General features: G+C 77.8%; 16 protein-coding genes and 1 pseudogene. 11 read left to right on the top strand and 6 right to left on the bottom strand.

Going from position 1 to position 19,850, the window contains the following annotated elements; translation table 11 throughout:
* The first annotated feature begins 202 nt into the window (after positions 1–202).
* Together ACYQBY_RS16575 and ACYQBY_RS16570 are read left to right on the top strand one after the other, a co-directional pair.
* On the top strand, positions 203–1,480 hold the full coding sequence (locus ACYQBY_RS16575) for a cation:proton antiporter (protein ID WP_459644970.1): 1,278 nt from the start codon (positions 203–205) through the stop codon (positions 1,478–1,480).
* Between the two features lie 112 nt (positions 1,481–1,592).
* Entirely contained in the window at positions 1,593–2,864 is a 1,272-nt protein-coding gene (locus ACYQBY_RS16570) for a glycosyltransferase (protein ID WP_459644969.1), read from the top strand.
* Between the two features lie 22 nt (positions 2,865–2,886).
* Here the strand turns inward: ACYQBY_RS16570 and ACYQBY_RS16565 are convergent, their stop codons facing one another.
* Complete coding sequence (locus tag ACYQBY_RS16565) at positions 2,887–4,086, bottom strand: FAD-dependent monooxygenase (protein ID WP_459644968.1); 1,200 nt, start codon at positions 4,084–4,086, stop codon at positions 2,887–2,889.
* A 71-nt stretch (positions 4,087–4,157) separates the two neighbouring features.
* On the opposite strand from ACYQBY_RS16565, the gene ACYQBY_RS16560 reads away from it, so the two are divergent.
* The 3 genes and pseudogenes from ACYQBY_RS16560 to ACYQBY_RS16550 all read left to right on the top strand — a co-directional run bounded on the left by ACYQBY_RS16560 (position 4,158) and on the right by ACYQBY_RS16550 (position 8,967).
* Positions 4,158–4,742, top strand: a complete 585-nt coding sequence (locus ACYQBY_RS16560; RefSeq protein ID WP_459644967.1) for a TetR/AcrR family transcriptional regulator — start codon at positions 4,158–4,160, stop codon at positions 4,740–4,742.
* 42 nt (positions 4,743–4,784) lie between these two features.
* A pseudogene (locus ACYQBY_RS16555) lies at positions 4,785–5,708 on the top strand (DNA-3-methyladenine glycosylase family protein); the annotation flags it as partial.
* A gap of 52 nt (positions 5,709–5,760) precedes the next feature.
* Entirely contained in the window at positions 5,761–8,967 is a 3,207-nt protein-coding gene (locus ACYQBY_RS16550; protein WP_459644966.1) for an EAL domain-containing protein, read from the top strand.
* A gap of 52 nt (positions 8,968–9,019) precedes the next feature.
* On the opposite strand, the gene ACYQBY_RS16545 is transcribed toward ACYQBY_RS16550, so the two are convergent.
* Genes ACYQBY_RS16545 through menE form a run of 3 tightly spaced genes read right to left on the bottom strand, consistent with a single transcriptional unit; the run spans position 9,020 to position 11,972 of the window.
* Positions 9,020–10,255 carry a heparan-alpha-glucosaminide N-acetyltransferase domain-containing protein gene (locus ACYQBY_RS16545; protein ID WP_459644965.1) on the bottom strand — a complete coding sequence of 412 codons (1,236 nt, stop codon included), beginning with the start codon at positions 10,253–10,255 and terminating at the stop codon, positions 9,020–9,022.
* 20 nt (positions 10,256–10,275) lie between these two features.
* Positions 10,276–10,620: a PLD nuclease N-terminal domain-containing protein gene (locus ACYQBY_RS16540; RefSeq protein WP_459644964.1), complete on the bottom strand. Its 345-nt coding sequence runs from the start codon at positions 10,618–10,620 to the stop codon at positions 10,276–10,278.
* A 53-nt stretch (positions 10,621–10,673) separates the two neighbouring features.
* Entirely contained in the window at positions 10,674–11,972 is a 1,299-nt protein-coding gene (gene menE / locus ACYQBY_RS16535; protein ID WP_459644963.1) for an o-succinylbenzoate--CoA ligase, read from the bottom strand.
* Positions 11,973–12,092: 120 nt separating this feature from the next.
* Here menE and ACYQBY_RS16530 point away from each other — a divergent pair, with 120 nt between their 5' ends.
* The 3 genes from ACYQBY_RS16530 to ACYQBY_RS16520 all read left to right on the top strand — a co-directional run bounded on the left by ACYQBY_RS16530 (position 12,093) and on the right by ACYQBY_RS16520 (position 15,834).
* On the top strand, positions 12,093–13,325 hold the full coding sequence (locus ACYQBY_RS16530) for a DUF418 domain-containing protein (RefSeq protein ID WP_459644962.1): 1,233 nt from the start codon (positions 12,093–12,095) through the stop codon (positions 13,323–13,325).
* A 62-nt stretch (positions 13,326–13,387) separates the two neighbouring features.
* Positions 13,388–14,590 (top strand): DUF418 domain-containing protein, encoded by a 1,203-nt coding sequence (locus ACYQBY_RS16525; protein WP_459644961.1) that lies wholly within the window; start codon positions 13,388–13,390, stop codon positions 14,588–14,590.
* 62 nt (positions 14,591–14,652) lie between these two features.
* Positions 14,653–15,834: a DUF418 domain-containing protein gene (locus ACYQBY_RS16520; RefSeq protein ID WP_459644960.1), complete on the top strand. Its 1,182-nt coding sequence runs from the start codon at positions 14,653–14,655 to the stop codon at positions 15,832–15,834.
* A gap of 46 nt (positions 15,835–15,880) precedes the next feature.
* Here ACYQBY_RS16520 and ACYQBY_RS16515 read toward each other — a convergent pair whose 3' ends face one another.
* Positions 15,881–16,735, bottom strand: coding sequence for an NAD(P)H-binding protein (locus ACYQBY_RS16515; RefSeq protein ID WP_459644959.1), 855 nt, complete (start codon positions 16,733–16,735; stop codon positions 15,881–15,883).
* A gap of 99 nt (positions 16,736–16,834) precedes the next feature.
* Between ACYQBY_RS16515 and ACYQBY_RS16510 the strand changes: the two genes are divergently transcribed.
* Entirely contained in the window at positions 16,835–17,224 is a 390-nt protein-coding gene (locus tag ACYQBY_RS16510) for a winged helix-turn-helix transcriptional regulator (protein WP_459644958.1), read from the top strand.
* Positions 17,225–17,255: 31 nt separating this feature from the next.
* Here the strand turns inward: ACYQBY_RS16510 and ACYQBY_RS16505 are convergent, their stop codons facing one another.
* Positions 17,256–18,128, bottom strand: a complete 873-nt coding sequence (locus tag ACYQBY_RS16505; RefSeq protein ID WP_459644957.1) for a LysR family transcriptional regulator — start codon at positions 18,126–18,128, stop codon at positions 17,256–17,258.
* A 101-nt stretch (positions 18,129–18,229) separates the two neighbouring features.
* Between ACYQBY_RS16505 and ACYQBY_RS16500 the strand changes: the two genes are divergently transcribed.
* Positions 18,230–18,958: an SDR family oxidoreductase gene (locus ACYQBY_RS16500; protein WP_459644956.1), complete on the top strand. Its 729-nt coding sequence runs from the start codon at positions 18,230–18,232 to the stop codon at positions 18,956–18,958.
* An 84-nt stretch (positions 18,959–19,042) separates the two neighbouring features.
* The gene (locus tag ACYQBY_RS16495) at positions 19,043–19,849 is read left to right on the top strand and encodes a methyltransferase domain-containing protein (RefSeq protein WP_459644955.1); all 807 of its coding nucleotides are present in this window, start codon (positions 19,043–19,045) and stop codon (positions 19,847–19,849) included.
* Position 19,850 lies beyond the last annotated feature (1 nt).

The following is a 19,850-nucleotide window of genomic DNA, read 5'->3' as shown; positions in this document are numbered from 1 at the left end:
GCCGCAGTGGGGCGGGCGGTCGGGCGGGCGCCGGGGCGGGCGGTCGGGCGGGTGCCGGGGCGCTGCGGATCGGGGGCTGCCACGGTCGGCAAGTCTCCCAGCCGCGCGCGGTGCCCGGGTGCCGCCGTGCTCCCGCCGTGCGATCGAGGAGCCCGGCCCCGAGACTGGGACCTCACCCCGGAAGTCAGGAGCACCTCCCCGCGTGGACCTCGCCCCCGTCCTGTTCGCCCTCGCCGGCGGTAGCGCCCTCCTCGCCGCGGTCCTGCCCCGGTTCCTGCACGACAAGCCGTTCAGCCTGCCGATGGCGTTCCTCGGCGTCGGTGTCCTCCTCGGCCTCGTGCCCGGGCTGCCCGACGTCGACCCGATCGCCCACGACACCGTCACCAAGCACGTCACCGAGATCGTCGTGATTATCTCGCTGATGGGCGCCGGCATCGCCCTGGACCGCCCCGTCGGGTGGCGGCGCTGGGCCACGACGTGGCGGCTCATCCTCATCACGATGCCGGTGTGCATCGTCCTGGTCGCGCTCGCCGGGTGGGCGGTCGCCGGGCTGCCGCTGGCCGCGGCGGTCCTGCTGGGTGCGGTGCTGGCGCCCACGGACCCGGTGCTGGCCAGCGACGTCCAGGTCGGCGAGCCGGCCGGGGACGAGACCACCGAGGACGAGGTGCGCTTCGCGCTGACCAGCGAGGCGGGGCTCAACGACGGCGCGGCCTTCCCCGTGGTGCACCTGGCCGTCGCGGCCGCGGCGGCGGGGGCCTTCGGGCTGTCCGAGCTGGGCTCGTGGGCGCTGGAGGACGTGCTGTGGCGCGGGGTCGTGGGCGTCCTGGTGGGCTGGGGGATCGGCAAGGTACTCGGCAGGCTGTTCTTCCGCGCGCGGCTGCGGGTGCTGCGCCTGGCCGACGACGTGGAGGGCTTCACGGCCCTGGCGGTGACGTTCCTCGCCTACGGGGTGGCGGAGCTGCTGCACGGCTACGGGTTCGTCGCCGTGTTCGTCGCCGCCTGCACCATCAAGGCCTCGGAGCGCTCGCACGACGCGCACGAGGTCGCCCACGGGTTCATCGAGCAGGTCGAGCGGATGCTCACCGCGTGGCTGCTGCTGCTGCTGGGCGCGGCGATGGCCGACGGGCTGCTGGCGGCGCTGACGTGGCAGCTGGCGCTCGTGGGGGTGCTGCTCGTCGTGGTGATCCGCCCGGTGGTGGGGGTGCTGAGCCTGGCGGGGACCTCGGCGGGGCCGTGGGAGCGCCGCGTCATCGGGGCGTTCGGGGTGCGCGGCATCGGCTCGCTGTACTACCTGGCGTACGCGCTGGGGGAGGCGGACTTCCCGGCGGAGCCGCTGTGGGCGGTCGTCGGGTTCACGGTGGCGCTGTCGGTGCTGCTGCACGGTCTGAGCGCCACCCCGGTCGTCGCGCGCCTCGACGCGGCCCGGGAGAGCCGGCTGCACCGCGTCGCGCACGACGACGTGGGCCGCATCAACCTCTGAGCCGGCCCGCGGGACCCGGGCCGGGCGGGTCTGGCGGGTCCTAGGCCGGGCGGGTCTGGCGGGTCGCGCCCGCGGTGCGGCAGGCTGGGGCACCCGCCCGGAGGTGCCCGCGATGGCCCGCTTCCTGCTCGCCTCGATGCCCGGTGCCGGGCACGTCGCCCCGCTGCGGCCGGTCGCCCGGGCACTCGTCGCCGCCGGGCACGACGTGCACTGGTACACGGGCCGGGGGTTCCGCGCCTCCGTGGAGGACACCGGCGCCGTGTTCGAGCCGATGACCGCCGAGATCCCGATGGTCCGCGAGGCGGACGACACCCGGCAGGGGCTGGCGCAGATGACCGACAGCCTGAAGAAGATCTTCCTCGACCCGGTGCCGGGGCAGGTGGCGGACCTGCGCGGGATCACCGCGCGGCTCGGCACCGAGGTCGTGGTGGCCGACATGACGGTGCTCGGCGCGGGCGCGTGGGCCGAGGTCACCGGCGGGCTGTGGGCGAGCGTGGGCGTCTCGCCGCTGCCGCTGTTCAGCCGGGACGTCCCACCGTTCGGGCTGGGCCTGCCGCCGTCGTCGACCCCGCTGGGGCGCCTGCGCAACCGGGCCCTGCAGCAGCTCGTGACGAAGGTGGTGTTCCGGGGGGTGGGCCGCCACGACGCGCAGGTCCGCGCCGCCGTCGGGCTCCCCCCGCGCGCGGACTTCCTCATGTCCGGCATCTCCCCGCACCTGCACCTGCAGAACGGCGTACCCGAGCTGGACTACCCGCGCAGCGACCTGCCGCCCCACGTGCACTACGTGGGCAACCTCGCCGATCCGCCGCGCACCGCGGACCTGCCGCCGTGGTGGGCCGACGTCGTCCCCGCGGGGCGGCCCGTCGTCCACGTCACGCAGGGCACCGTGGCGAACGCCCGGCTCGGCGACCTCGTGGTGCCGACCCTGCGGGCCCTGGCGCGGCGCGACGTGCTCGTCGTGGCCACCACCGGCGGCGCGGACCCCTCGGCGGTGGGGCCGGTGCCCGCGAACGCCCGCGTCGCCCGGTTCGTCGACCACGACGCGCTGCTGCCGCACGCGGCCGCGATGGTGACCAACGGCGGGTACGGAGGGGTGCAGAAGGCGCTGGCCCACGGGGTGCCGCTGGTGGTGGCGGGGACCACGGAGGACAAGCCGGAGGTGGCGGCGCGGGTGGCGTGGGCGGGTGCGGGGATCCGGCTGCGCACGCAGGCCCCCTCGGAGGCGGCGCTGGACCTGGCGGTGGGGCGGGTCCTGCACGAGCCCTCGTTCCGGGCGGCGGCGCGGCGGCTGGCCGGCGCCTACGCCGCCGTCCGCCCCGGTGAGGTCGTGCTGGACCTGCTGGAGCGCCTCGCGGGAACCCGCCGCCCCGTCGTGCGCGCCTGAGCCGTGCGCGCCCGGGCGGTGCTCACCTCCCGCCGGGGGTGGTCGCGGCGCGCGGGTGGGGGAAGCCCGGGGCCGGCCGCCACGACCAGATCCCGGCCGCCTGCCGGGACGCCAGGCGGGCCGGCGTCAGCCGCAGCGCCGCGTCGCGCGCGGCCACGGCGAGCGGGGTGCGCAGCAGCGTGAGGCGCCCCACCTGCCGCGAGCGCGCCAGCAGGGCGGCCACGCGGGGGCGGCGCTCGCGGTCGTAGGCGGCGAGGGCGGCGCCCACGTCCCCGCCCGGGTGGGCCGCGGACAGGTGGTGGGCGAGGACGGCGGCGTCCTCCAGCGCCAGGCAGGCGCCCTGCCCGAGGTTGGGCTCCAGGGCGTGGGCGGCGTCCCCGAGCAGCACGAGGCGGCCGGTGTGCAGGCGGGGCACGGCCGGCAGGGCGGCGACGCGGTCGTGGTGCCACGGGCCGGCCGCGTCCAGCAGCGCGGGGAGCGGGTCGTGCCAGCCGGAGAAGCGGGTGCGCAGGTCGGTCCCCGCACCGTCGCCGGGCGCGGCCGGGGCGGTGGCGTAGACGTAGGCGGCGGTGGGCCCGAGGGGGACGGCGCCGACGCGCTCGCCGTGGCCCCAGGTCTCGCTCGCGCCGCCCAGCGGACCGGGCAGGTCCTCGGCGAGGGCCCGCCAGGCGCTGTAGCCGGCGGAGCGCGGGATGGCGTCGGGGTCGACGAGGGCGCGCAACGGGGAGGCGATGCCGTCGGCGGCGACGACGAGGTCGGCGGTGAGGGTGCCCGTGGTGGTCCCGGTGCTGGTCGCGGTGGTGGTCGCGGTGGTGGTGCGGACGAGGGCGGGCCGGCCGGGGCCGCCGGGGTGGGCGCCGGTGACGGTGGTCCCGGTGCGCAGGGTGCCGGCCGGCAGCGCTGCGGCGAGCAGTGCGGACAGGTCGGCGCGGCGCAGGCAGCGCAGGGGCGTCCCGGCGGGTGCGGGGCGGGTGAGCCGCGAGCCGTCCGGCCGGCGCAGGCTCATCGTGCCGACGGCGGAGCCGAGGGTGCGCACCTGCCCGCCGACGCCGAGGGCGTCGAGGACGGCCAGGGCGTTGGGGGACAGCACGAGTGCGGTGCCGCCCGCGAGGGGGTTCGTGCGCCGCTCCAGGACGTGCACCTCCCACCCCGTGCGGTGCAGCGCGAGCGCGGCGGCCAGGCCGCCTGTCCCGGCGCCGCAGACGATGGCCGTACCGGTCACGGTGTCCCCTCCCGATGTACCTCTACATCTGTAGAGGATCGAGGAGCACTCTACACCTGTAGAGTGCCGGGGTGGCAGAGGTGTCCCGCACGGAGCGCATCGCCGACGCCGCGGTCGGGCTCGTGGCCGCCGGCGGCACCCGTGCCCTCACCCACCGCGCCGTCGACACCGCCGCGGGCCTGCCCGCAGGTTCCACCTCCTACTACCTGCGCACTCGCAGCGCCCTCCTCGGCGCCGCCGTCGACCACCTCGTCCGGCTCGACCTCGACGAGCTGGCCGGCGCACCCGCCCCGGCCGGGCCGCCCACCCGGGAGCACGTCACGGCCTGGCTGGCCGCGCTGCTCGCCCGCTGGAGAGGACCCGGCCGCGACCGGCACCTCGCCCGCTGGGCCCTGTCCCTCGAGGCGCGCTCCGACCCGGACCTGCGCCGCCGCCTCGACGCCGCCGGCACCCTGCTGCGCGAGCACCTCGCCGCCACCCTCGCCGCCCTCGGCGCCGACGAGCCGCAGCGCCGGGCCCGCTGGCTCGCCGCGGCCTGCGACGGGCTGCTCCTCGACGAGCTCGCCGGGCACGGCAGCACCCGCCCCCTCGACGCCGCGGGCCTGCACGCCGCCGCCGCCGACCTCGTCGCCGCCGTCCTCGGCCCGCCGGGCTGACACCCCGCACCGGCACCCGCGACGGGCACCGCTGCGATGCTCCTCGCCGTGGACGCCCCCCGCCCCGCCCCCGTCGACGTGGAGCTGGCCTTCCGCCCGCCCCTGCACCCGGGCAACCTGTTCGGGCACCTCGCCGCCACCGCCGTGCCCGGCGTGGAGGAGTGGCGGGACGGCGCCTACCGCCGCACCCTGCGCCTGCCGCACGGGCCGGCGGTCGTGGCCCTGCGGCCCCCCGCGCCCGGCGCCGTCGCGGTCCCCGCCCGCCTGCTGCTCGCCGACGCCCGCGACGCGCCCGCAGCCGTGGCGGCCTGCCGCGACCTGCTCGACCTGGACGCCGACCCCGCCGCCGTCGACGCCGGCCTGCGGGCCGACGAGGTGCTGCGCCCGCTCGTGGACGCGGTCCCCGGCCGCCGCGTGCCGGGCGCCGCGGACGCCGCCGAGCTCACCGTGCGCGCCGTGCTCGGCCAGCAGGTGTCCACGGCCGCGGCGCGCACCCACGCCGCCCGGCTCGTGCACGCCCACGGCGAGCGGGCCGCCGACCCGGAGGGCGGCCTGACCCACCTGTTCCCCCCGCCGCGGGCGCTGCTGGAGCTCGACCCCGCCGCGCTGGCGCTGCCGGCCGCGCGGCGCGCCACGCTCCTCACCGTCGTGCGCCTCCTCGCGGACCTGCCCGACCCGGCCGCCGACCCCGCCCGCACCCTGGCGCTGCTCGGCGGGCTGCCCGGCGTCGGCCCCTGGACCACCGGGGTCGTGGCGATGCGGGCGTTCGGGGACCCGGACGCGTTCCTGCCGACCGACCTGGGCGTGCGTGCCGCCGCCCGCCGCCTCGGCCTGCCCACCACCCCCGGCGCACTCACCCGCCGGTCCGCGCCGTGGCGGCCCTGGCGTGCGTACGCCGTGCAGCACCTGTGGGCGACCGGGGAGCACCCGGTGAACTCGCTGCCCGCAGCCACCCCGGGAGGGTGAGTCCCCGGAGAACCGGGCTGCGCCGCGCGGCCGTCCCTCTACGCTTCGGCCCGTGGGAGCGCCTGGTCCGGAGCCCGGCGGCACGAGCGTGCCGCCGGGCTCCCGCCCGCGCATCGCCTGCCTCACCAGCAGCCTGCAGAGCTGCCACCAGGAGCACTGGCTCGGTGTGGTGGAGGAGGCCGAGCGCCTCGGCGTGGACTGCCTCACCGTCGTCGGCGGCGAGCTGGGGGTGCCCGGCCGGCCCGGCTCGGAGGCGAACACCGCCTACGACCTGCTCGGCCCCGGCGCCTTCGACGCGTTCGTGCTGTGGACGACCAAGCTGGAGCTGAGCGCCGGGCGCCCCGCCGTGGAGGAGCTCGCGCGGCGCTTCGCCGGCCGCCCCCTCGTCAGCGTCGAGGCGGTCCTGGACGGCGCGGTCACCGTGTCCGTCGACGAGGAGGGCGCCACCCGCGACCTCGTGCGCCACCTCGTCGACGTCCACGGCAAGCGGCGCATCGCCTACGTGCGCGGTCCCCTCGCCCACAGCGGCGGGGTGCTGCGCTTCGCCGGGTACCGGCGGGCGCTGCGGGAGGCCGGCCTGCCGGAGGACCCCCGCCTCGTCGTCGGCCCGCTGCCCTCCTTCCACCCCCTGGAGACCTCCGCCCTCGGCGGCCTGCGCGAGCTGCTGGCCGGGCTGGACGGGCCGCCCGACGCGATCGTCGCGGCCAACGACAGCCTCGCCCTGGGCGCCGCGTCGGCGCTGCTGCGCGCGGGGCTGCGCGTCCCGGAGGACGTGGCCGTCGCGGGTTTCGACGACTTCGCGAACCTCGACCACTTCGACCTCGGCACCGTCGACGGCTCGGGCGGCGGGGAGTCCCTGCACATCGGGGCGGCCGGCATCCCGCTGACGACGGTGCGCTCGCCGTTCCGCGACATCGGTGCCCGGGCGGTGCGCGCGGCCGTCGGCCTGGTCACCGGCCGTCCCGTCCCCGAGCGGGAGGTGCTGGGCTGCGAGGTGGTGGTGCGCCGCTCCTGCGGGTGCCCCGCCGTGCTGCCGCGGCTGCCCGCGGCCGACGACTCCGCCCTCGCCGCGGCCCTGCGCAGCACCACGGGACGCAAACCGGTGGACCCGGGCAACCTCGACTGGGCGGAGGACCTCGTCACGGGCCTGCGCACCGCCCGCGCCGGCGGCGGGGAGCGGCTGCTGGCCGCGGCGGAGCGGCTCTTCCGGCACACGGTCGCCCTCGGTGAGGCGCTGCACGTGTGGGGCGAGGTGATCACCGTGCTGCGCGCCGCCGCGGGCGACGACCCGGCCACCGCCCGCGCGGTGCTCGACGTGGAGCAGCTGTGGCTGCACATGCGCCGCCTCGTGGAGCGGCAGGTCGCGGTCGTGCGCGAGGTCGGGCAGGAGGTCGTCTCCGCCAGCGCCCTGCAGCGCTGCATCCCCACGCTCGCCGAGCAGCTGCCGCGCCTGGGCATCGACACCTGTTTCGTGGCGGCGTACGAGGCGTCCGCGGAGGCGCTGGACGACGGCCCGGACCGGGGCCCGGCGCCCACGTCCCGGCTGCTGCTGGGCTACGAGCGCGGCCGCCGCACCGACCTGCCCGGCCGGGAGGAGTCCTTCCGCACCGCCGACCTGCTGCCCGCCGCCCGGTGGGAGCCGCTGGCCGGGCGCAACACGGTGCTGCTGCCGCTGCACGTGACGTCGCACCACCTGGGGTACGCCCTGTTCACGGTGGGGCCGCGCTCGGGGGCGGTGTACGAGTCGGTGGCGCACCAGCTCTCCACGGGCCTGCACACCAGCCTGCTGCTGGAGCAGCAGGGCCGCGCCCGCAGCGAGCTGGAGCGCCGCGTGGCCGAGCGCACCGCCGAGCTGGCCCTGGCCAACGCCGAGCTGCGCGAGCAGATGGCCGAGCGGACCCGCGCGGAGCTGGCGCTGGCGCACCAGGCGATGCACGACAGCCTCACGGACCTGCCCAACCGGCGGCTGCTCCACGAGCGGCTGGAGGCGGCCGTGGGCAGGCTCGCGGCCACCGGCACCCCCGTGGCGGTGCTGTTCTGCGACCTGGACAACTTCAAGTGGATCAACGACCACCTCGGGCACGCGACCGGTGACGAGCTGCTGCGGCAGGTGGCCCGGCGCCTGCGCCGCGCGACCCGCCCGGAGGACGTCGTGGCCCGCTTCGGCGGCGACGAGTTCGTGGTCGTGGCGACCGGCCTGCCGGGTGCGGCGGAGGTTGAGGTGGTCGCCGAGCGGGTCCTGGCGACCTGCGGGGGCGCCTACCAGGTCCAGGGCCGGGAGGTGTTCGTGAACGTGTCCATCGGCGCGACGGTGGCGGTGGGCGGCACGACGTCGGCGGACCAGCTGCTGTCCGAGGCGGACTCCGCGCTGTACCTGGCCAAGCGGCGCGGGCGGGGCGTGGTGGCGATGTTCGACGCCGACCTGCAGGCGGAGATCAGCCGCCGGGTGGCCGTCGAGACGGGCCTGCACGACGCGCTGCGGCACGACGCCCTGGAGCTGTACTACCAGCCGAAGATCGACCTGGCGACGGGCCGGATGCGGGCCGTGGAGGCGCTGCTGCGCTGGCGCCACCCGCGCCGGGGGCTGCTGACGCCGTCGGCGTTCCTCGACATCGCCGAGGAGTCCGGCCTCGTCGTGGAGATCGGCACGTGGGTCCTGCACGAGGCGTGCCGGGCGGCGCGGGAGTGGGAGCTGACGTGCGAGGACCCGCCGGAGGTGCAGGTGAACCTGGCGGCCCGCCAGCTCACCGACCCGCACCTGCTGGACCACGTCGACGCGGCGCTGGCGACCACGGGCCTGGACCCGCGCCACCTCGCCGTGGAGATCACCGAGAGCCGGCTGCTGCCGGACCTGGCGCACACCCGCTCGGTGCTGCGCCGGCTGGCCGAGCGCGGCATCCGGGTGTCCCTGGACGACTTCGGCACCGGGTACTCGTCCCTGAGCTGGCTGCAGCAGCTGCCGGTGCAGGAGGTGAAGCTGGACCGCAGCTTCATCGCGCAGATCGTGGACGACGACCACGACCAGCGCATGGTGCGCTCGGTGATCGACCTGGCCCACGTGCTGGACCTGGTGGTGGTGGGGGAGGGCATCGAGACCCCGCAGCAGCAGCGGCTGCTGACGGCCGCGGGCTGCGACTACGGGCAGGGCTTCCACCTGGGGCGGCCGATGCCGCGGGAGGAGCTGCGGCGCAGGCTCCGGGCGGCCGCGCTCGTGCCGGCACAGCCGTCGCCCGCGCACGAGGGCCAGGGCCGCAGGTAGGTCGGGGCCGCAGGTAGGTCGGGGTCGCCCGTAGGTCGGGGTCGCCGGTAGGTCAGGGCCGCAGGTAGAGGCGCCGGGTGTGCAGCAGGCACGCCAGCGCCGTCCACGCCACCACGGCCAGCACCGTCCAGGTGACCTGTGGGTGCCCGGCGACGGCGACGGCCGCCGCGGCGCGCTCCACGGGCGCCGGGCCCCTGCCCGCGCCGCCGTCGGCGCCCTCCGGCCGGCGCAGCAGCAGCGCCGTGACGACGTGGGAGCCGAAGTACACGAGGAGACTGTTGCGGCCCAGGGCGAGCAGCGGCCAGGACGCCGCACGCAGCGCCCGGGAGGTCCGCTCCCGGTCCAGCAGCAGGTGCCCGGCCAGCAGCGCGACGGCCACGGCGGCGGCGACGGGCAGCGCGAAGGGCGCCGTCCACAGCCGCTTCATCGCGGGCACGGGGCCGCCGCCGAGCAGGGGTGGCAGGACGGCGGCGAGCAGGCCGGCCGCCGCGAGCGCCACGGCCAGCGCCAGCACCGGCCCGGCCGCCGCGGCCGGTCCCGCCGCGCGCTTCCGCACGGTGCCCGATGCGCGCTCCCGCACGGACAGCAGCAGGTGACCCACCGCCGCCCCGGCCGCCGCGGAGACGAACGCCCCCAGCAGCGCCACGACGCCCTCCGGGTCGTGCCCCGCCGCCCCGCCGCCGTAGACGTGCGCCGCGCCGAACAGCACCGGGTCCACCGCCCCCGAGGGGTTGCACCCCCGGGTGAGCACCCCGCCGGGGCAGCCTCGCGCCCAGCCCGACAGCAGGGCGGTGTGCGCGGCTGCGGCGAGCGCGGCCAGCAGCGCCCAGCCCCGCCACGTGCGGGTGAGCAGGTGCCCCAGGGAGACGAGGACGACGAGCCCGGCGTACAGCTGCAGCACCCCGGTCACGCGCCACGTCGCCGGGTCCCACGCGCGGGGGTCCGGCCCCGAGGTGGTGACGGCGTTGTACAGCAGGCCCGCGGCGAGCAGCACGAGGAAGCGGCGCAGCAGGGGGCGGGCCCGCACGCGCCGGTGCATCGCGAACGCCAGGCCGCAGCCGGAGAGCGTGACGAACACGGGGAAGACCAGGTCGACGGGGTGTACGCCCTCCCAGCGGGCGTGCCCGAACCACTCCGGGGCGGCCCACAGGCTGTTCACGGCGACGCTCACGACGAGCATCCAGCCCCGCGCCCAGTCCAGGCTCGCGAGGCGGGGGAGGGAGGAGGTGCCCGCGGCGGCCCGGCCGGGGGCGGTGTCGGCTGCCCCGGGAGGGGTGTCGGCTGCCACGGGGAGGGCGGGACGCCGGGTCAGGCCTGCGGGCGCCCGCCGTCGGAGCCGGGGGCGCTGTCCCCGTCGGTGCGCTCGCGGCGCTCGCGCTCCACGTTGAGGTTGCGCAGGAAGTCCGGGTCGTCGTCCGGGCCGCGCGGGGCCTGCTTCAGCCGCCGGGGCGGCGTGGTGCCGGAGGCGCGCAGGGGCCGGCCGGCGATGAAGTAGGCGAGCGGTCCCGCGACGGGCATGACGAACATCAGCAGGATCCACGCCCACTTGGGCAGGTGCCGGACACCGCCCTCGGCGGCCTGGATGCAGTGCACCAGGCCGTACACCAGCAGGGCGAGCTGGAGCAGCGACATGAGGATCACGACGCGGGGCACGGACCACCTCCTCGGGGCGCTCCCAGCATCTCAGGAGCGCCGGGTTCTCGCTGTCACAACGACCGGGCCGGCCCTCGAGTGCCCGAGGTGCCCGCAGCACCCGGGGTGCCCGGGGCGCCGGGGGCGTGGCGGGCGAGCTCGCGCAGGGCCCGGCGGTCGGGCTTGCCGGGCCCGCGCAGCGGGAGGCCGCGCAGCACCACGAGCTGGCGGGGTGCGGCGTGGGCGGCGAGGCGGGCGGTGACGAAGGCCCGCAGCTCCCCGAGGGCCGGCTCCCCGGCGCCCTCGGCGGGCACGACGACGGCGACGAGCCGCTGGCCCCAGCGGGCGTCCTCCACCCCCACGACGGCGGCCTCCGCGACCCCGGGGTGCTGGACGAGGACGCCCTCGACCAGCGCGGGGGCGACCTTCAGCCCGCCGGTGGTGACGAGGTCGTCGAGACGGCCGAGGACCTCCAGGCGGACGGGGCCGCCGGGCCCGGTGGACAGCACCCCCGCGTCGTCGGTGGTGAAGGTGCGCCGGCCTGCGGGGTCGGTGCCGAACGCGGGGTCGCCGGGCCGGGCGCGGTAGCCGCGGGCCACGACGTCCCCGGCGAGGGTAAGGCGGGAGGTGGTGGGGTCGGCGCTGACGTGGACGCCGTCGAGGGGGACGCCGTCGTAGACGCAGCCCCCGCAGGTCTCGCTGGCCCCGTAGGTGGTGACGACCCGCACCCCCGCCTCCCGGGCGCGCTCCAGCAGCACCGGCGGGGTGGCCGCGGCCCCCACGAGGACGGCGTCGAAGGAGGCGAGCGCCTCGGTGGCCGCGCCCCCGGCCTCGAGCAGCCGCAGCAGCTGGGTGGGCACGAGGGAGGTGAACCGGCGGGAGGCGGTGCAGCGGGCCGCGGCGGCGGCGAAGGCGGTGGGGGTGAAGCCGCCGGTGAGGTCGCACACGGCGGGCTCGGTGCCGGCCGGCAGCGAGCGCAGGAGGACCTGGAGGCCGGCGACGTGGTGCGCGGGCAGGGCGAGCAGCCACCGCACGTCCCCGCCCTCCCCCGCGCCGTCGCCGGGGCCGGCGCCGAGCCGGGCGTGCGTGGCGATCCCGGAGGCGCGCAGCGCGGCGGCGGGCAGCAGGGCGCCCTTGGGGTCGCCGGTGGAGCCGGAGGTGGCGACGACGACGGCGGTGGGGTCGGACTCCTCGTCCTCCCCGGGCGCGAGCGGCTCCCCGGGCCGCAGGGCCGCGGGCGGGGCGGCGTCCGCGGCGTGGGGCAGCAGGGCGGGGCCGGAGCCGTCGAGGGCGGCGCGCAGGGCGGGCAGGGCGCCGAGCACCGCGGTGCCGGGGGGCAGGGGCAGGGGGCGCAGGAGCCGGGCGGCGCTCACCGCGCCACTGTGCCACCGTCCGCGGGCGGAGGGCGGCATCGCCCGGCAGCGCCGTTCGGCGGAGCCGGTCACCCCGCAGGGTGGACGCGCCGCGAGGGACCGGCTACCTAGCGTCGCGCCATGTCCACGATCTCCGCGGGTCCTCCCGCATTCCCCCCACCCGGCGCTCCCGTGGACGGCGCCCCGTCCCGGAACGCGGTCCGCGCCGTGCCGCTCGCCGAGCGCTCCCTCGCCCCGGACGTCGCCCGCGGGTCCATGCTGCTGCTCATCGCGCTGGCGAACGTCCACCTGTACCTGCGCGGGACCCCGCTCGGGCCGCGCGGCTACCCGATCCCGGACGGCGCCCTGGACCGGGTGGTCACCGCCGCGCAGCTCACCCTCGTCGACGGCCGGGCGTACCCGCTCTTCAGCCTGCTGTTCGGCTACGGGATCGTGCAGCTGACGCGGCGCCGGGTGCGGGCGGGGGACACGCCGCAGGCGGTGCGGCGGCTGGTGCGCCGCCGCGGCTGGTGGATGCTCCTCATCGGCGGCGCCCACGCCCTGCTGCTGTTCTCCGGCGACATCATCGGCGCGTACGGCCTGGTCGCGGTGCTCTTCGCGGGGGTGCTGGTGCGGCAGCGGCGCGGGCGCGGGGTGCTCATCGGGGTGGGGCTGGTGCTCCTGGCGCCCCTGGGCCTGCTGCTCGGGGGCGTGGACGGGACGGGTGCGACGGCGGTGATGCCCTCCGGCGCGCAGGGGTCGTACCTCCTCTCGCTCGGCCTGCGGGCGCCGGAGTGGGTGGTCGGGCTGCTGCTGGCCCCGTTCGCGGTGGCGGTGACCGTCGCGATCGGCGCGTGGGCGGCGGAGCGCGGGCTGCTGGACGAGCCGGGGCGGCACCTTCCGCTGCTGCGGCGCACGGCGGCCGCCGGCCTGGGCCTGGCCGTGGCGGGCGGCCTGCCGACCGGGCTCGCGGCGGCGGGGGTGTGGGAGCCGGCGGCCGGCTGGACCGCCGGTGCCGTGGCCTCGGCCCACCTGGTCACCGGCTACGCGGGCGGCCTCGGGTACGCGGCGCTGTTCGGGCTGGTGGCGGCACGGGCGGCGGGGCGTCCCGCGGGCGGCCGGGGACCGGTGCTGCGGGTGCTGGCCGCGGGCGGGCAGCGGTCGATGTCCTGCTACCTGGGGCAGTCGGTGGTGTTCTGCGCGCTGCTGCCGGCGTGGGCGCTGGGGCTGGGCGACGACCTCGGGGTCGCGGCCGTCTCGGGGCTGGCGGTGCTGACGTGGGCCGTGCTGCTGGCGGGGGCGGGCGTCCTGGCGCGCGCGGGTCGGCGGGGCCCGGCGGAGGTGCTGCTGCGGCGCCTCACCTACGGGAGGTGACCGCGGCGGCGTCCACCGGACGGTGGAGGTGTCCGCGGGTGGCGCGGACCTAGCGTCGGGCCATGATCGAGACCTCACCCCTCCACGCACCGGCGGGCACGCCGGTCTCGCAGCGGGCGCCGGGCCCCGACGTGGCGCGCGGCGCGATGCTGCTGCTCATCGCCCTGGCCAACGCCCACGTCTACGTCACGGGCCACGACATCGGTTTCCGCGGCTACCCGGAGGCGGAGCTGATGGGCACGGGGGAGCGGGTGCTCACCGCCGCCCAGCTCCTCCTCGTCGACGGCCGGGCGTTCCCGATGTTCTCCCTGCTGTTCGGGTACGGGATCGTGCAGCTCGCGCGCCGGCACGAGGCCGCGGGAGCCGAGCCCGGGGCGGTGCGGCGCCTGGTGCGCCGGCGCGGCTGGTGGATGGTCCTCATCGGCGCCGTCCACGGGGTGCTGCTGTGGCCGGCCGACATCATCGGCGCCTACGGCCTCATCGCCGTCCTGTTCGCCGGGGTGCTGCTGCGCGGTCGGATCCGCCGGCTGGTCGTGCCCGGTCTGCTGCTGCTGGCCCTCACGGGTGCCGGGCAGGGGTTCCGCGACCCGAGCGACGCGACGACGCTGCTGCCCTCGCTGGGGCAGGACTCGGCGCTGCTGGCGCTGGCGTACCGCGTGCCGGAGTGGCTGCTCCTCGGGGTGCTGCTGCAGGTCCTGCTCCTCGTGGCGGCGGTGGCGGTGGGGTCGTGGGCGGCGCGGCGGCGGCTGCTGGAGGAGCCGGAGCGGCACCACACCCTGCTGGTGCGCGTCGCGGCCGGCGGCCTCGGCGCGGCCGTGCTGGGCGGGCTGCCGCTGGCAATGATGGCGACGGGCGTGTGGGCGGAGCCGGGGATCGTCGCCCAGCCGGTGGCGGGGCTGCTGCACGCCCTGGGTGGTTACGCCGGCGGGGCGGGGTACGCGGCGCTGTTCGCGCTGGTGGCCTCGCGCGCGGCGGCCCGGCGGGGGCCGGTGCTGAGGGCGCTGGCGGCGACGGGACAGCGCTCGATGACGAGCTACCTGGCGCAGTCGGTGGTGTTCTGCGCGCTGCTGGCCTCCTGGGGCGGGGGCCTGGGCCCGCGGCTGGGGATGTCGTGGGCGGCGCTGATCGGGGTGGGCACGTGGCTGCTGACGGTGCTGGCGGCGACGTGGATGGCCTCGGCCGGCGTGCGCGGCCCGGCGGAGGTGCTGCTGCGGCGCCTCACCTACGGGCGCCGACCCGCGACGGCGACCACGGAGCGTGCGTGAGCGTGCGCGGATCCACCAAACGGTTGAGGCGGCCGCGGCACCCGCGCCCCTAGCGTCGGATCGTGGTCGAGACCTCACTCGCGCAGGCACCGGCGGGCACGCCGGTCTCGGAACGCGCGCCGGGCCCTGACGTGGCGCGCGGCGCGATGCTGCTGCTCATCGCCCTGGCCAACGCCCACCTGTTCGTCACCGGCCGCGACGTGGGGTTCCGCGGCTACCCGGAGCCGGGGCTGCTCACCGGTGCGGAGCGGGCGGTGACCACGGCCCAGCTCCTGCTGGTGGACGGCCGGGCGTTCCCGTTGTTCTCCCTGCTGTTCGGCTACGGGATCGTGCAGCTCGCACGGCGCCGGGAGGCCGCGGGGGCCGAGCCCGGCGCGGTGCGGCGGCTGGTGCGCCGGCGCGGCTGGTGGATGGTCCTCATCGGCGCCGTCCACGGGGTGCTGCTGTGGCCCGGCGACATCATCGGCGCCTACGGCCTGATCGCGGTGCTGTTCGCGGGGGTGCTGCTGCGGGGCCGGATCCGGGCGATGGTCGTGGTGGGCCTGACGCTGGTGGTGCTGGCGGGGGCGGGGCAGGGGTTCCGCGAGACCGCCGGCGCGACGACGCTCATGCCCTCCCTGGGGCTGGACTCCCCGCTGCTCGCGCTGGCGTTCCACGTGCCGGAGTGGCTGCTCATCGGGCTGCTCCTGCAGACGACGGGGCTGCTGGCGGCGGTGGCGGTGGGTTCCTGGGCGGCGCGGCGGCGGCTGCTGGAGGAGCCGGAGCGCCACTCCGGCCTGCTGGTGCGGGTGGCGGCCGGCGGCCTCGGGGCGGCGGTGCTGGGCGGGCTGCCGCTGGCGCTGATGGCCTCCGGTGCCTGGTCGGACCCGGGGCCGGGCGCGCAGGCGTCGGCGGGGGTGCTGCACTCGCTGGGCGGTCACGCCGGCGGGGCGGGGTACGCGGCGCTGTTCGCGCTGCTCGCCGCCCGGGTGGCGCAGCGGCGGGGCCCGGTGCTCACGGCGCTGGCGGCGACGGGGCAGCGCTCGATGACGAGCTACCTGGCGCAGTCCGTGGTCTTCTGCGCGCTGCTGGCCTCCTGGGGCGGGGGCCTGGGCCCGCGGCTCGGCCTGGGGTGGACGGCGCTGGTCGCGGTGGGCACGTGGCTGCTGACGGTGCTGGCCGCGTCGTGGATGGCCTCGGCCGGGCGGCGCGGCCCCGCGGAGGTGCTGTTGCGGCGGCTGACGTACGGGCGCCGGCCGGCCTGAGGGCCCTCCCACCTCCCCGCCGCGCGGGAGGACCCCCTCCGGGCCGTCAGGCCGCGGCGCGCACGACGTCGTCGAGCGGGGTGAGCGGGCGCCCGAGCAGTTTCTCCAGGTCGGCGCTGCGGTCGTCGAGGGCCCCGGCGGCGATGCCGGCGTCGAGGGCGGCGACGAAACCGGCGGTGCCCTCGTCGAGCCCGGCGGCGGTGAGGGCGGCCACGAGCCCGGCGCTGTCCACGGTGCGGTGGGTGACGGGGGTGCCGGTGACGCGGGTGACGGCCTCCGCGAGGGCGTCGAGGGTGAAGCCGGTACCGCTCAGCTCGTACACCGCGCCCTCGTGGCCCTCGCCGGTGAGGACGGCGGCGGCCGCCCCGGCGTAGTCGGCGCGGGCGGCGGCGCCGAGGTGGGCGCCGCCGGTGGCGGAGAGGATCTCGCCGGTGGCGAGGAATTGGGCGAGGCGGCCCGTGTAGTTCTCGGTGTACCAGTTGTTGCGCAGCACGGTGGCGGGGATCCCGCTGTCGCGCAGGGCGGCCTCGGTGGCGACGTGCTCGGCCGCCAGCGGCAGCGGGGAGGTGTCGGCGTGCACGAGGGAGGTGTAGACGACGCGGCGGACGCCGGCGGCGCGGGCTGCGGTGAGGACGTTGGTGTGCTGCTCGAGGCGGTGGCCGACCTCGGAGGCGGAGACGAGGAGGAGCCGCTCGACGCCGTCGAGGGCCGCGGGCAGGCTCTCCGGTTCGGAGTAGTCCCCGCGGCGCACCTCGACCCCGCGGGCGGCGAGGTCGGCGGCCTTCGCGGGGGTTCGGACCACGGCGACGACGTCGGCGGGGGCGACCCCGCGGGCGAGGAGCGAGCCGACGGCGAGGCGGCCGAAGGGTCCGCTGGCTCCGGTGACGGCGTAGGTGGGCACGGGGTCTCCTCCGGGTCTGCGCACAGCGGGCACTGTGCGTCCGGAGGGCACTAACCGATCGAAAGCGCTGTGTGTTCCGCCGGTTCGTATGCTGGTCGCGTGACCACAGGTGCTGGGCCCTCCGCCGCGTTCGTCGCGGACGTCTTCGCCCGCGCCTGCACCTCCCGCTCGGCCTTCGAGGACGTCACCTCGAAGTGGGCGGGCCTGGTCCTGCTCGCGCTGGGGGAGGGGGACCACCGCTTCAACGCCCTGCGCCGCCGCGTCGACGGGGTCAGCGAGAAGATGCTCTCGCAGGCCCTGCACACCCTGGAGCGCGACGGCCTGGTGGTGCGCACCGTGGTCAGCGCGATCCCGCCGAGGGTGGAGTACTCGCTCACGCCGCTGGGGTCGCAGGTCGCCTCCCGGCTGCGGGACCTGGCGGACCTGCTGGAGCGCTCCGCGCCCGCCGTCGCCGCGGCCCGCGAGGAGTACGCCCGCCGGCAGGGGTGAGGCCCGGCCCCGCCGTCCTCCCGCGGCGGGCTCAGAGCCGCGCGGTGGCGGCGAGCAGTTCCGTGAACGCCGCCGCCAGCGGGTCGGGGTCCTGCCGGGTGAACGCGCAGACCTCCCGCCGCACCGGCGGGTCCGGGCGCCGCACGTGCCCGCCGAAACCCCCGGGGACGACGTTCGCGGGCAGCAGTGCGGGGCCCAGTCCCGCCGCCACGAGGGGCGCGGCGGCGGCGGTCTGCTCCAGCCGGACGGCCGCCACGGGTGAGAAACTTTCCCGGGCGCAGGCCGCGTCGAGCACCGCGGACAGGCCGTTGTCCGGCGCGAAGTGCACCCACGGGCGGTCGGCGAGGTCGCGCAGGCGCACGCTCCCGCCGCCGGGAGGCGCCTGGCCCGGTGGCAGCAGCACCACGAACTCCTCCGTCCCCAGGGTCCGCACGGTCCCCTCCCAGCCGGGTGGGGGCGGTCCGAGGCCGACGTCGGCCCGGCCGGCGGCCATCCCGGCGTGCAGCTCGCCCGCGGAGCGGTGCTCGTGCAACCGCACGCGCACCTGCGGGTGCGCCTCGCGCCAGGTGTGCAGCACGGCGGGCAGCACGCCGAGGACGAGGGAGTACAGGGCCGCCACGTGCAGCTCGCCGCCGTCGAGGCCGAGCACGCGCCGCGCCGCCGCCCGCACCCGCCCGGCGTCCGCCAGCGCCGCGCGCGCGTGCGGCAGCACCTCCCGGCCCAGCGGGGTCAGGTGCACGCCCCGGGGCAGGCGCTCCAGGAGCCGGCCGCCGAGGGCCCGCTCCAGCGCCTGCACCTGGGAGGACAGGCCGGGCTGGGTGACGTGCAGCAGTTCGGCGGCCGCCGTGAACGAGTCGGTGTCCACCACGGCGGTGAGGTACTCCAGCTGCCGCAGCGTCGTCATGGGCGCAGCTTATGGAAACCAGAGCACCTAGGAGTTGGACTTCTGGGATGCCGGCGCTGCAGGCTCCCGGTACCACCGCACCCGACCACGGAGGAGTTCCCGTGTCCACGCTCACCGCCGACCTGCGCGGGCAGCGCCTCGTCGTCCTCGGCGCCGGGTCGAACACCGGCCGCCGCATCGCCGAGGTGGCCTCCGCCGCCGGCGCCGACCTCGTCCTCGCCGGCCGGGACCCGCGCACGCTGGAGGAGACCGCGGCGCGCCTGCCGGGGGCGGTGGGGACGGTGCGCGCCGACATCACCGACGAGTCCTCCCTCGCGGACCTCGCCGGGCAGGTGGGGGACGTCGACCACGTCGTCTCCACCGCGGCGGTCCCCGCGAACGGCCCGCTGGCGGAGCTGGACCCGGGGTCGGTGCACCGCGCGTTCGCCGCGAAGGTCGTCGGGCCGCTGTTCCTCGTCAAGCACCTCGCCCCGCAGGTGCGCCCGGGGGGTTCCTTCACGTTCTTCGCGGGGGTGGCGGCGTGGCGTCCCGTCCCCGGCCGCACCGTCATGGCCGCCACGAACGGCGCGCTGGCGTTCGCCGTGCAGGCCCTCGCGGTGGAGGTCGCGCCCGTGCGGGTGAACGCGGTGTCCCCGGGGGTCGTGGACTCCGGCGCCTGGGACCGCCTGGGTGCGGGCAAGGAGGAGTTCCTGCGCGGTGTGGCCGCCGAGAACCCCGCCCGGCGCGTCGGGTCGGCCGACGACCTGGCCGACGCGGTGCTGTTCGCCACCCAGAACCCCTACGTCACGGGAACGGTGCTACACGTCGACGGTGGCGGGCGCCTCGTCTAGGTCATCTCGCTGGATGAGATGACCGTTTCGCATCGTGGACACTTCTCGCTACGGTGGCGGCCCGCCGAGAAGGAGGAGACGGCCATGACCGCACCCGCCCGGTACCTGCACGGCCACGCCCCGGCCGTGCTGCGCACCTACGACACCCGCACCGCGCAGAACTCCGCCGCGTACCTGCTGCCCCACCTGCGGCCCGGGACGTCCGTGCTCGACGTGGGCTGCGGGGCGGGTTCCGTCACCGCCGACCTCGCCGCGCTGGTGGCCCCCGGCAGGGTGGTCGGCGTGGACACCTCCGCCGGGGCGCTCGGCCTGGCCCGCGACCTGGCCGCCGCGCGCGGCCTGGGGAACGTCACCTTCGCCACCGGCGACGTCGGCGCCCTGGACTTCGCCGACGGGGAGTTCGACGTCGTCCACGCCCACCAGGTCCTGCAGCACCTGCCCGACCCCGTGGCGGCCCTGCGCGAGATGCGCAGGGTCTGCCGCCCCGGCGGTCTCGTCGCCGCCCGCGACGCCGACTACGCGGCCATGACGTGGTTCCCCGCGGTGCCCGCGCTGGAGGAGTGGCGGACCCTCTACACCACCGTCGCCCGCGCCGCCGGGAACGAACCCGACGCCGGCCGCCGCCTGCTGTCCTGGGCGCGCGCGGCGGGTTTCGAGGACGTGCAGGCCGGCGCCTCGACGTGGTGCTACGCCGACGACGGGGGCCGGGAGCTGTGGGGCGGTTCCTGGGCGCGGCGCGTCCTGGAGTCCGGCACCGCCGAGGAGGCCCTCGCCACCGGCGTCGCCACCCGCGCCGACCTGGAGCGCATCTCCGCGGGCTGGCGGGAGTGGGCCGCCGACGAGGACGGCTGGTTCACCATCCTGCACGGCGAGGTCCTCTGCCGGGCCTGAC

Source organism: Kineococcus anabasis (genome assembly GCF_054590795.1).
Note: the sequence above shows the minus strand (reverse complement) of the source record. Positions and strands in the feature narration are given on the sequence as shown.